The following is a 12,335-nucleotide window of genomic DNA, read 5'->3' as shown; positions in this document are numbered from 1 at the left end:
TTTGCGTTTAAATTTCAACCCTCAATTCGCCATAATTTTACGCAAAGCTGTACTAAGCGATCGCATCGCCACCACATTTCTGGGAGAACAAAACTCATGAACCTTTCAGAACTCTTCATTCGTCGTCCAGTCATGACCACCTTGGTAATGATGGGTATCCTCATTTTCGGTCTCATGAGTTATCTACTGTTACCCATCAGCGCCCTACCCAACGTTGAATATCCTTTTATATCTGTCTCCGCTAGTCTCCCTGGTGCTACCCCGGAAACAATGGCATCTTCGGTCGCCGCACCCCTCGAAAGACAGTTTACCGAAATTGCCGGACTCAATTCATTCAATTCCACCAGTTCCACAGGCAGCACCAACATTTCCCTACAATTTGACTTTAGCCGCAGAGTGGAAGATGCCGCCAAAGATGTACAAGCAGCCATCTCAGCCGCAGCCGGACAGCTACCCGCCGGAATGCCTCACCCCCCTACATACCGCAAAGTTAACCCATCTGTCTCGCCAATTCTCTTCCTCTATATGTATTCCGAGACACAGCCAATCTCGACAGTTGATGAATACGCAGAGGTAACAGTTGGTCAACCAATTTCGATGATTGATGGTGTTGCTCAGGTACAAGTTTTTGGTCAACAGCAATATGCAGTCCGCGTCCAGCTTGACCCGCGAGAGTTGGCATCGCGGGGAATTGGTCTAAATCAGGTAAAAACTGCAATTCAACAGGGAAATGTCAACTTGCCAACTGGTAGTCTTTCTAATACTTACAAAAGTTATACGATTCAGGCGAACGGTCAACTCACCGATGCTGCCAGCTATCGCCAGCTAATTGTAACTTACAAAAATGGTGCGCCCGTGCGGCTCCAAGATTTGGGAGAGGTAATTGACAGCGAACAAAACGTCAAAGTCTCGAATTTGTATAGCGATCGCAAAGTAACAAATCGCCATTCTGTTGTTCTCGCCGTACAGCCGCAACCGGGAGCTAATACTGTAAAAATTGTTGATGCCATCCAAGAACTTTTACCTACACTCCGCGAACAAGTTCCCAAATCCATTGAAATGGGGATTATGTACGATCGCTCTCAAACCATTCGAGCCTCTGTCAATGATGTGAAATTTACCTTGGTTCTCTCGGTTTGTCTAGTTGTATTGGTAATTTTCTTATTTTTACGTGACATAACAGCTACCCTAATTCCCAGTTTGGCGTTACCTGTAGCGATCATTGGCACTTTTGCTGTAATGTATCTGTCGGGCTTTTCCCTAGACAACCTCTCATTAATGGCGTTGACCCTCTCTGTGGGCTTTGTCGTGGATGATGCGATCGTGGTGTTGGAAAATATCGTCCGTTATCGAGAAATGGGCGAATCTCCCCTAAACGCGGCATTGAAGGGATCGAGGGAAATCAGCTTCACAATTTTGTCAATGACCCTTTCCCTAGTGGCGGTGTTCATCCCCATTATGTTCATGAGTGGAATAATCGGGAAATTATTTCATGAATTTGCCGTGACGATCGCAGTGGCAATTTTGGTTTCGGGTTTTGTTTCCCTCAGTCTCACCCCAATGTTATGCAGTCGCTTTCTAGGTTCACATCAGCAAAGACCAAATCGGCTGTATCGAGTTTCAGAACGGGCATTTGATTTACTGCTGCGGGGATATGATTGGACTCTTAAGCCTGTCTTAAAATACCGCTTGATGACACTGATTGGTTCTGGCATTCTGCTGGTAATGACCGTCTATCTGTTCGTCATCGTTCCCAAAGGATTTATTCCTACAGAAGACACCGGACAACTGACGGCCAACACCAAAGGAGCGCAAGATATTTCTTTTGATGATATGCGCCGTCACCAACAAAAGGTTGTTGATATCATTCGTCAAGACCCTAACATTGAAGCCGTTGACTCAATTGTGGGTGCAAGTGGGCCGAATGCCTCGGTGAACTCCGGGCGAATTACGATTCGGCTTAAGCCACGTTCTCAACGTAAACTGAGTGCTGACCAAATCATTCAAGAGTTAACCCCTAAGTTGAGACGTGTAGTTGGGGTTAAGACATTCCTCCGTTCTCCGCCAGCTATTCCCATCGGCGGACAACAAACCAATTCTACTTATCAGTTCACATTGCAGAGTTTGAATTTACAAGACCTGCGCCAATACGTTCCTAAACTTGTAGATAAGGTCAAAACCCTACCAGGACTCCAGAACGTTGACAGCGATTTACAACTCAGTACTCCCCAAATCCAAGTTAAATTTGACCACAACAAAGCTGCAACCCTTGGCATTACCGCTCAACAAGTTGAACAAACTCTCAGCGCCGCTTATGGTTCTAGCCAGGTGTCAACTATTTATACCCCAAATGACCAATTCTATGTAATCTTGGAAGTAAAACCGGAATTTCAACGAGATCCTAGCGCCCTATCGATGCTCTATGTGCAATCGAGTACTGGGAAACTTGTTCCCTTAAGTGCGATCGCTAATATTACCCAGAGTGTCGGGCCGCTCACGGTTACTCACGTTGCTCAACTCCCCTCTGCAACTATCTCTTTTGACACGCTCCCAGGAACGTCTCTAAGTCAGGCTACAGATGCTATCAAGCAAGCAGCCAGTGAGCTATTACCCTCAACAATTACCCCCAGCTTTCAGGGTTCAGCCCAGACTTTTCAACAGTCCTTCAACGATTTAGGCGTGCTGTTGTTGGTGTCTATTGTAGTCATCTATCTGATTCTCGGTATCCTCTATGAGGATTTCATTCACCCAATCACCATTCTTTCCGGTCTGCCTTCGGCGGGTTTTGGCGCATTATTGACGCTGCTAATTTTCCAGGTTGATTTAAATCTTTACTCTTTCATCGGCATTATCCTGTTAGTGGGCATCGTCAAGAAAAACGGGATTATGCTGGTGGATTTTGCCATTGAATCCCAGCGAAAGGAAGGTAAAAATTCCTTTGATGCCATCTATGCCGCTTGTTTGATTCGCTTCCGTCCGATTATGATGACGACAATGGCAGCTTTAATTGGCACACTTCCCATTGCTTTGGGCACAGGAGTAGGTTCAGAAGCGCGTCGTCCTTTAGGGATTGCGATCGTTGGTGGATTGGTGTTTTCTCAGATATTAACTCTCTATCTGACTCCAGTGTTTTACATTTATATGGAGACATGGCGGAAAAAGCTGAGTATGCAGAGTAGGAAAACTGAAAAAAAACATCTGCCAGCAGTTAAAAGTTAATGATAGTTTTTAGTAAAATCAAGCATGAGTAAAGCGATCGCTTAGAGTCAATAACCATTGAACAAAGTCAGAAACTCTGAACAACTACAACTTCCGTTTCAATAAACTCAGCTTCTCTGCACAATACGCTGCTGAAAAAGCACGACCAAAAGTAAGAAGGCCCCACGAAGTACGAGTTGCCACCAAGGAGTAATGGTTCCCTCAAGATTTAAAAGATTGTACATCATTCCTAGTAAAAGTACACCGACTAGCGTCGGAAACACGCTTCCTTGACCCCCTGCGAGAAACGTTCCTCCCATAACGGTGGCGGCGATCGCATCCGTCTCCCAGCCAAAGGCAGCGACAGGCTGACCCGCCCCTAGACGGCCTGCGAGAATAATACCAGCAAGCCCTGAAAGCAACCCGCTAAATGTGTAAACTGCCAGCTTTACTTGGTTTGGGTTCACGCCCATGAGCCGAGAAGCCTCCTCGTTGTTGCCAATAGCAAATATGTGCAAACCTAATCGGCTTCTGTGCAGCATAAACCAAGCTGCAAAATATAAGAGTGCAACTATCAGCACAGGTACAGGAACCCAACCAATGAATCCCCTACCCAGCCAAATAAATCCCGATGCTGTCGATGATACGGCAATGGACTTTTCCTCGGTGATGCTCAACGCCAGACCGCGTGCAGCGCTAGCAGTGAATAAGGTAACAACGAACGGCTGAAGCCGCGCACGCGATACAAGAAGACCATTGACTACACCGAGCAAGGTGGTGCTAGCAATGCCAGCGGCGATCGCCACGAAGCTTCCTTGTTCGGCAAGCATTGCTGTAACAACACCGCCTAAAGCAACCAGGGAACCCACAGACAGATCGATTCCTCCACTCAAGATGACGACAGTCATACCTAGCGCCACGATCGCCAGCATACTATTCTGTCGCATGATGTTCATGAGATTAACAGGTGTCAGGAAGGTTTCATAACGAAAAGATGCGAAAACAGCCAAACTAAGGAGTATGAGTAGCACGCCCTGGGAGGTGAGGAGCTTGGCAAAACGCCGCAAACTTGTAAGCGCAAAAGACCTTGTAGCAGCCATAACGCCTTAAACCTCCCTCGGACGCTGCAAAAAAATGGCGAAAAGAATGATTACGGATTTCAAAACCAATGACCAGGTAAAGGGAATCAGCAGCATATTGAAACTTGTGGAAATCACCTGCATGAGCAATGCTCCGACAACAGTGCCGAGGATATTTGCCCGTCCACCGGAGAAGGGCGTACCGCCAACAACAACGGCGGCGATCGCATCAAATTCCGCGTTGACACCGACTTTGCTCGGATCGCCCATGCCCAGCCTCGCTGTCTCCACAAGTCCGGCAACCCCAGCAAGCAGGGCGCTAATTATATAGACTATATATTTCACGCGCTCCGCACGGATACCCGCAAGCCGTGCAGCCTCCTCGTTGCCGCCAACTGCGACGATATGACGGCCGAAAAGTGTAGAGCGGATACAGAAGAAAGCTGCCGCGATCGCTACTGCCGCAATGACAACTTGAATTGGTATAGAACCGAGATAGCCCTTTCCCAGCGCTTCAAATGTCGGATTGACGAAAGGAACGAGCTTACCGTCCCCGATAACCTGAGCAATTCCACGCCATAAGATCAGAGCCGCCAACGTGACGATCAAGGCATCAAGTTTCAGACGTGAGATCAGAAAGCCATTGATCGAACCAACCAATAGAGCAGCGCTGAAAGCGAACAAGATGGCAACAGTCATCCCATACTTAATCAGCAATGCGACAATGACTGAAACCAATGCCATAGTAGAGCCAACCGTCAAGTCGATGCCACGGGAGGCAATGACAAAGGTCATACCAACGGCAACCAACATTGTCGTCGATACTTGGAGCAACATATTTAATGTGTTGCTAATTGTTGCAAAACGCGGAGTGAAGATGGCGTTTGCAACATAGAGAATTAAAAGTGCCGCAAATGCACCTAAGTTTGGGTTCCACAGGGTTCCCCAACCCAGATCAGGCTTCTTGCTCTTCATTTGGGTTTTGCTCTGTTTGGGATTGTCCACCGACGACTTCCTGACAATCTGCGCCTTCCGCCATTGCGTGCAGAATTGCCTTGATATTCTTCTGCTCGCCGCCCAGTTCCGCGATTGACTGCCCGTCACGCAGGACGACGACACGTTGCGAACCTTCAACTAATTCTTCCACTTCCGAGGAAATCATCAGAACTCCCAGCCCTTGCTGTGCTAGTTCGGCGATTAGCTGCTGGATCTCGCGCTTTGCACCAACATCAATACCACGAGTTGGCTCATCGAGGAGAAGAAGTTTTGTATTCTTGCACAGCCATCGTGCCAGAAGCACCTTCTGTTGATTACCGCCCGATAGTTCGTGGATCTTCTGCTCGGCGCTGGCGGCTTTGATATCAAGACGCTGCATGAAACGCTCTACAAGCTTGTTCTGTTGTTTTCTGGAAACGATGCCCCATCGCGTCAGGTTCGGCAGGGCAGCAAGCGTGAGGTTTTCGCGCACCGAAAGCTCAGGGATGATCCCGTCTGCCTTGCGATCCTCGGAAAGGAAAGCGATTCCAGCAGCGATCGCATCATGAGGATCGCGCAGAGATAAAAGACTACCTTCGAGTTTTACAGTTCCACTTTCAAAAGGTTCAGCCCCGAATAGGGCACGCACTGTTTCACTACGACCAGAGCCGAGCAAACCTGCAATCCCGACGATTTCGCCATGCCGCATTTTAATGGAAACACCATTGAGCCGTTTTTTATATTTGAGAGCTTCCGCTTGGAGTAGCACTGGCCGATTTAGCGTGTTTTGCGAGTGTCCTGCAAACGCCGTGACTCCTTTGCTCACCTCTTCGGGTTTACGACCTAGCATAAAACAAACGAGTTCCAGACGAGTCAGCGAAGAGAGCGATCGCGTCACGATATTGCGCCCATCACGCAGTACCGTCACGCGATCGCACACGGCATAAAGTTCTTCAAAACGGTGGCTGACGTAGACGATAGATGTCCCTTGCGACTTTAGCCGCCGCATGACATCAAAAAGCACAGAAACTTCAGTTTCCGTCAGTGAACTCGTGGGTTCATCAAGGATCAGCACCCGCGCCCCAAAGGATATAGCGCGGGCGATCGCTACCATCTGGCGATGGGCAATATTCAGCGAACCAACCACTGAGTGCGGGTCGATATACAACCCCAGGCGCTCCAGGATATCGGCAGCCTTAATATTCATCACCCGTCTATCAATGATGCCGAAGCGATGCGGCTCCCTGCCCAGAAAAATATTCTCAGCAACAGTTCTCAAATCCACGAGTTGGATCTCTTGGTAGACAGCTACAATGCCTGCCGCCTGCGCTTCGGTCGGGTTCTGAAATGCCACGGGTTTCTGGTCGTACTCTATAACACCCGAATCCCGTCGGTAAGCCCCCGTCATAATCTTGATCAGCGTCGATTTGCCAGCGCCATTCTCTCCAACCAGTGCATGAATCTCGTCTGCCTTCAGTTCAAAATCCACACCCCAGAGCGCTGGCACGCCGGAAAAACTTTTTTTTATACCCGTCATGCACAGGACATTTCTAGTCGCCTGATTCATCGGCTTTACCTAGTTTTTGTCTTAATTGCCGATAGTGGAGATCCTTCACTTCGCACTATAGTAATATTTTTTGTCCATTGTGGAGGCTCAGGAAAATTCCAGGTTATCTTTTTTCTATTTTAGGGTCAGAACCAATACTGCTCGGTTAAAGTACTTCAAAGTCGTTTTGAGGTTCTTGAAAGTCGTGTTGAGGTACTTCCAAATAAAAAAACATACAATTTTTTTTGTGGGGTGGACATCTTGTCCGCCCCAAGCCTTGGGCGGGCGAGACGCCCACCTCACAAGATTGGATAATTTATTTCTTGGTAATCCCTAAAACAGGGTTTCAAAGCCTCTCCCCGAAGCGGAGGGAGGTTTGGAGAGGGGTAAAAACCACGCCACAAAACGATAAATCAAGACTTATGTATTTTTCTTTTTTCGTATGAAACCACCCTGCTTCCTTACCAAGGAAGGGGGAGAATTTAAAGCCTCTCTCCTGCAAGGAGAATTGCTATTAGTATGCTTCATCGACGAAATCCTTGGCGTTGGTCACGTCGAAGAGTCTGTCTTTGAGAATAATCCGAGGAGGAATTTTCTTGCCAGCAAAATACTTTTCCATCGTGGCGAAAACAAGCGGGCCAAAACGCGGGTTCGACTCGACACTAACACCAAGCTCACCACGAATTATCGCCTCAAGTGCAGTTTTTTGACCATCGATTGAACCGACCATTACATCCTTACCAGGCTTCATACCTGCGGATTTGAGAGCCTGGATGGCACCCAATGCCATTTCGTCGTTGTGAGCATACACTGCGGTAATGTCGGAACCTTTGGCCTGGATGATGTTTTCCATGACCCGCACTGCCGCAGCTCGCGAAAAATCCGCCGTCTGCGTGGCGATGATTTTCATGTTGGGATAACTAGCGATCGCATTACGAAATCCCTTAGCCCGATCGATTGCAACCGATGAACCCGCTGTTCCTGTGAGTTCCACGATGGATGCCTTACCGTTAGTCGCCTGGGCTAACCATTCACCAACGCGGCGACCTTGGGCGATAAAATCCGACCCAAGAAAGCTGACGAAATGTTCGCCTGGTCTTCCTGCCGCTTCACGGTCGATGAGAAAAACCGGTATTTTTGCTGCTCTCGCTGCTTCGAGGGCGGGCGTAAGACCTTCATACTCGCGTGGAGCAAGAAATATCACATCAACTTGTCGTGCGATTAGATCCTCAATGTCGGCAAATTGCTTCGATGTCTGTCCCTGAGCATCTGTCATCAGAAAATCATAAGTTTTCTGACGCTTGGCGGCCTCCTCCTTAATGCTGTTGGTTTCGGCAATGCGCCACGGCCCAATGTTTTCCGTTTGCGAAAATCCGACAATTTTTTTTGTTTTTTCGCGTATACAGCCAGACAGCGAGAAAGCCGAAACAATAATCACAACGTAGGCGCTAAATACCAATAACTTTGGCATATAAGCTCCGATATCTACAGCTCAAAAGCCTAAACTTAGTATAGTACATGTGTATGATGCGTAAATCCTAATTATTTTCTTAAATACTAGATTTATGGATTCTTCTCAAATTGAAACAGGTGCGCCTCTTTCTATAGAAATTGCTCAGATTGCTTCACCATCCCCAACACTCTCTCCTAGCTCAACACTCAGCCCTCGTATTCCTAAAGATGCTGTTCGCACCAGTTTGAGTGCTTCTACTATCGATGGTGTTTTCGCAGCACTTTTCTCTATTGGTACTGGCGCAATTTTGCTAGGTAATTTCTTGGTGGAGTTAGATGCCAGTCCAGTGGTATTTGGCATGGTGAGTTCTATCCCCATGTTGGTAAATCTCTTTCAGCCGATGGGTGCTTATTTGTCTGAACGCAGCACTAGCCGTTTTCAGTATTCGCTTCGCACTCATGGGATTGGTCGGCTACTATGGCTGATTTTAGTAATTGGCATTGTTAGCTTTAGTTGGGGAGGGCTTAATTCCAACCAATTAGTGATATTGTCGCTTTTGATTCTCGTATGCAGCAATTTTTTAGGAGGATTAGGAGCCGCATCTTGGTTGAGTTGGATGGCAATGTTAGTCCCACGGCAATTACGAGGTAGATATTTCGGGCTACGCAATAGCCTTGCTAACTTAACCGAGTTGGTCGGTTTGCCAATAGCTGGTCTAGCCGTATCACATTGGTACGGGGGAGCTATTCAAGGTTATGGGGTGGTTTTGTTTTTAGGCATTATCTTTGGAATTGTGAGCTTGGGGTGTCAGTATTTTCAGGTTGATATAAACCCTCAACTACAAAATACTTATTATGCTAACTCATCTCAAACCAGTGAGATTCAGTCGGACTTAGCACCAAATGAACCTGCTGAGATATCTGAACCAATCTCTCTGCCGCAAATGTCAACTCCTCAAAATCAGATAGATAGCAGCATTTGGAAAAACTCTAATTTTTTGGTGTTTCTACTTTATTTCGGCTCATGGACATTTGCTGTTAATCTAAGTGCCCCGTTTTTTAACCTCTACTTGCTAGACACACTGAACTTGGATGTGAGTTGGGTAACTTTCTACAACAGTCTGCGAGCAGGAGCACACATGCTAATGCTGATCGTCTGGGGTAGATTAGCAGATAAAATAGGCAATCGTCCGATTCTAATTTCTAATGGAATTCTCATTGCAGTTATACCTTGGCTGTGGCTGAAGATGGGTTCTAGTCCTCTCGATCTTTGGCTATGGTTGCCGCTGTTACACATTTTTATTGGAGCTAATTGGGGAGGAGTTGACTTGTGTAACAACAATCTTCAGATAGAGATTGCACCAGTGAAAAATCAGTCTATATATTTTGCGATCGCAGCAGCTGTTGCTGGGGCAAGTGGTGCTTTAGGAGCAACTATCGGTGGCTTCATCGCTCAATTTGCTGGGTCTTTTGGCATAGCAGAAGTATTTATTGTATCTGGTGTATTACGATTAGCTTCACTTGTGCCACTCATTGTTAAAAAAGACTTAGGTAGTTAGGATGAAATCTCTTTGTTGCGGATATGAACACAAAAAGTTGTACTCAACTTGGAGATTTATCCGCCTATAGGAAGAACTGCTAACTTCTATCTTTACTTTACAGTGATAAAGATTTATAACTTAGTGACTAAGTTAATGTCAGTAAAGCAGATTCTAGAAATCTGTTATTACATAAATCTGACTTTATTCGTTTTTTCGTAATGCTTAAGGTAGACAGATCAAAAATCACCACCCAACAAGTTGAAGCTTTCGAGCGAGACGGCGTTATCTGCGTCAAAAATGTTTTGGATGACATCTGGGTAGAACGGATGCGAACAGCCGTTGATAAGAATGTATTAATCCCCGGCCCTTTAGAAGTTAAGGGTATTCCCAGACCAGAAGGTCATGTGGAACATACCAGTAGCTTATGGCTCACCGATGCTGATTTCCGTGCTTTGGCTTTTGAATCTCCGCTAGCATCCCTCGCCGCTCAAGTCTTGAAATCAGAAAAACTGAACTTTTTGACCGACGGTTTCTTTGTTAAAAAGCCGAAAACAAACAGCCGTGTTGGGTGGCATAACGACCTACCTTACTGGCCTATACAAGGCTGGCAGTGTTGTAAAATTTGGCTGGCTTTAGATAGTGCCAACCAAGAAAATGGTCGATTAGAGTATATCAAAGCCTCTCATCAATGGGGCAAAGAGTTACGTGAAGGATCAAACCCCTCCTGGTTTGTAGAGCCAGAACCTCGCGAAATTTTGTCTTGGGATATGGAGCCTGGAGATTGCTTGGTTCATCATTTTCTGACAATTCATCATTCAGTAACCAACATATCTTCTACACAACGACGTGCAGTAGTTACCAATTGGACTGGCGATGATGTTACTTACTATCACCGCCCGAAAGCATGGCCTTTCAGACCTGTTGAAGAAATTGATTTACCAGAATTGAATTCATTCAAAACCAAAAAACCTGGTGAGCCGATAGACTGCGATATATTTCCTAGAGTTGAACTGCATCGCTAGTTGGAAATTGCTACTACTGTGTCAAGTTTAAATTGATCGAGAAGCAAGTTCGTAGTAAGTTCGCGCGATCTTCTCCCAAAGGGAGAGGCTTCTCTTTCAGAGACGCTAACCCAAAGCGTCTCCTAAACCAGGGAGTTTCCCTACGAGCGATTAACGAACTCGAAGGGTAATCCCTCTTTTGTCACTTTCGGCAGAGAATAATTTGTAACCCTTGCCCAGATAGGATTTTAATTGTAGAGCTTGTTTGAAAATTTCTATTAGCTTGCGATCGCTAATCTTCCCACTAAATCTAGGTTTCATCATTTAGCTCCAATTTTTATTTCCCCAGAGTGACAAAAGAGGGATAAGGACTATAGTCCTTATTTTTTCAACACGAAAATGCTTACTACAAACCCTCAAAATATGTAATCGCTAGGATGTAATCTTATCAAGTTCATCAAGAATGTTACTATCTATATCAATGTCAAATTTCCGAGCAAAGTGAGCAGATGATGCAAGTAAATTTGGCAAGTCTTCCATAAGCAATGTCTTGGGATGACAACCTCCATCTGACCAATCAATGTAGCGTCGTCGGTCGTTTTGCAGCTTCAGATGAGATGCATTAGCAAGTACAGTTTGAAAATACGACTCATCTGTATACTTAAGCTTACTGTAGTACAAGGTTAAGGCATTTTTCTTACTGTGAAAATCGATAATGTATTTAGCAGCTTTACTATTGGCACAAAACCATTGACTTCCACTGAAACAAGCAAGTTGTTTTGAAAAAGGAAGGAATGGTTTTGTCAATAGTGGATGTTCAAAGCATATTTCTAGATTCAGATGTGCCAGATATGTTTTTGAGTAATGAAAAGAAAATGATTTTGTACAGTATCGTTGATAAGAATTTTTCAGCCACAACATATTCGGTTTTAGATCAGATTTATAAGTTTTATATGTGATTTGCTCGTATTGAATATAGGCATCATATTGACTTGAGGCTAGTTCGTCCAATATTTGCTTTGCAGTTTTAATGGGATAGTCTGCGCCACTGAGTAATACAAACCAATCCGGTGGATTTGGAACTTCATACATTAATTGAAGTGCTTGTATTGTGGCTTCTACTAAAGTAAAATCTGCCCACTTTGTTTGTAGATGAGGGCGTACTAATAAAACATTTTTTGACAGGGTATCTACAGATAAATCACATTTGGAAAAATCATGGTGACACACAATTAGAGGATAGTTAAACATACTATTTAACTTATTTATTAGTCTGTAAATTTGTAGAGGTTTTGTATGAGTTAGTAAAATAAAACCTATAGGATTGCTGGGAGAATTAGACATTTGCTTAAGTTGTGTATATTGAAAATATTTTAAAATATGTATGTTTCTGTGAATAATAGTTTCTCGGTTGAGTGAGGTATAAGCTAATCGTCATTTAAATTGCACCATTTTCATGGTAATAAAAGCTGCAAATCTTCTCCCTTGCTCCCTGCCCCCCTGCGATCTGAATGTGCTTTCTTATATGCTTAACAGCTTAGTA

Annotated in this window: 8 protein-coding genes; 3 read left to right on the top strand and 5 right to left on the bottom strand. The window is 45.2% G+C overall.

The window, feature by feature from the left end:
- Window positions 1-96: 96 nt before the first annotated feature.
- Window positions 97-3,219, top strand: coding sequence for an efflux RND transporter permease subunit (locus RMY64_RS05565; RefSeq protein WP_322699520.1), 3,123 nt, complete (start codon window positions 97-99; stop codon window positions 3,217-3,219).
- Window positions 3,220-3,326: 107 nt separating this feature from the next.
- Here the strand turns inward: RMY64_RS05565 and RMY64_RS05560 are convergent, their stop codons facing one another.
- The 4 genes from RMY64_RS05560 to RMY64_RS05545 all read right to left on the bottom strand — a co-directional run bounded on the left by RMY64_RS05560 (window position 3,327) and on the right by RMY64_RS05545 (window position 8,269).
- The gene (locus tag RMY64_RS05560) at window positions 3,327-4,298 is read right to left on the bottom strand and encodes an ABC transporter permease (RefSeq protein ID WP_322699519.1); all 972 of its coding nucleotides are present in this window, start codon (window positions 4,296-4,298) and stop codon (window positions 3,327-3,329) included.
- Window positions 4,299-4,304: 6 nt separating this feature from the next.
- Complete coding sequence (locus RMY64_RS05555) at window positions 4,305-5,252, bottom strand: ABC transporter permease (protein ID WP_322699518.1); 948 nt, start codon at window positions 5,250-5,252, stop codon at window positions 4,305-4,307.
- On the bottom strand, window positions 5,233-6,819 hold the full coding sequence (locus RMY64_RS05550; RefSeq protein ID WP_322699517.1) for a sugar ABC transporter ATP-binding protein: 1,587 nt from the start codon (window positions 6,817-6,819) through the stop codon (window positions 5,233-5,235). The genes RMY64_RS05555 and RMY64_RS05550 overlap by 20 nt, the downstream gene beginning before the upstream one ends.
- A 493-nt stretch (window positions 6,820-7,312) precedes the next feature.
- Window positions 7,313-8,269 (bottom strand): ABC transporter substrate-binding protein, encoded by a 957-nt coding sequence (locus RMY64_RS05545; protein ID WP_322699516.1) that lies wholly within the window; start codon window positions 8,267-8,269, stop codon window positions 7,313-7,315.
- A 94-nt stretch (window positions 8,270-8,363) separates the two neighbouring features.
- Here RMY64_RS05545 and RMY64_RS05540 point away from each other — a divergent pair, with 94 nt between their 5' ends.
- Window positions 8,364-9,809 carry an MFS transporter gene (locus RMY64_RS05540; protein WP_322699515.1) on the top strand — a complete coding sequence of 482 codons (1,446 nt, stop codon included), beginning with the start codon at window positions 8,364-8,366 and terminating at the stop codon, window positions 9,807-9,809.
- A gap of 200 nt (window positions 9,810-10,009) precedes the next feature.
- The gene (locus RMY64_RS05535) at window positions 10,010-10,813 is read left to right on the top strand and encodes a phytanoyl-CoA dioxygenase family protein (protein WP_322699514.1); all 804 of its coding nucleotides are present in this window, start codon (window positions 10,010-10,012) and stop codon (window positions 10,811-10,813) included.
- Window positions 10,814-11,224: 411 nt separating this feature from the next.
- Here the strand turns inward: RMY64_RS05535 and RMY64_RS05530 are convergent, their stop codons facing one another.
- Entirely contained in the window at window positions 11,225-12,136 is a 912-nt protein-coding gene (locus tag RMY64_RS05530; protein ID WP_322699513.1) for a beta-1,6-N-acetylglucosaminyltransferase, read from the bottom strand.
- Window positions 12,137-12,335: the final 199 nt, after the last annotated feature.

It is taken from the genome of Nostoc sp. DedQUE08, from assembly GCF_034530895.1.
Classification (GTDB): Bacteria; Cyanobacteriota; Cyanobacteriia; order Cyanobacteriales; family Nostocaceae; genus Nostoc.
This window is presented reverse-complemented; position numbering and strand designations above follow the sequence as displayed.

Excerpts from the sequence above, each read along its gene's own strand:
- RMY64_RS05550 (WP_322699517.1), bottom strand. The coding sequence starts at position 6,819 with ATGAATCAGGCGACTAGAAATGTCCTGTGCATGACGGGTATAAAAAAA.
- RMY64_RS05565 (WP_322699520.1), top strand. The coding sequence starts at position 97 with ATGAACCTTTCAGAACTCTTCATTCGTCGTCCAGTCATGACCACCTTG.
- RMY64_RS05555 (WP_322699518.1), bottom strand. The coding sequence starts at position 5,252 with ATGAAGAGCAAGAAGCCTGATCTGGGTTGGGGAACCCTGTGGAACCCA.
- RMY64_RS05560 (WP_322699519.1), bottom strand. The coding sequence starts at position 4,298 with ATGGCTGCTACAAGGTCTTTTGCGCTTACAAGTTTGCGGCGTTTTGCC.
- RMY64_RS05535 (WP_322699514.1), top strand. The coding sequence starts at position 10,010 with ATGCTTAAGGTAGACAGATCAAAAATCACCACCCAACAAGTTGAAGCT.
- RMY64_RS05530 (WP_322699513.1), bottom strand. The coding sequence starts at position 12,136 with ATGTCTAATTCTCCCAGCAATCCTATAGGTTTTATTTTACTAACTCAT.
- RMY64_RS05545 (WP_322699516.1), bottom strand. The coding sequence starts at position 8,269 with ATGCCAAAGTTATTGGTATTTAGCGCCTACGTTGTGATTATTGTTTCG.
- RMY64_RS05540 (WP_322699515.1), top strand. The coding sequence starts at position 8,364 with ATGGATTCTTCTCAAATTGAAACAGGTGCGCCTCTTTCTATAGAAATT.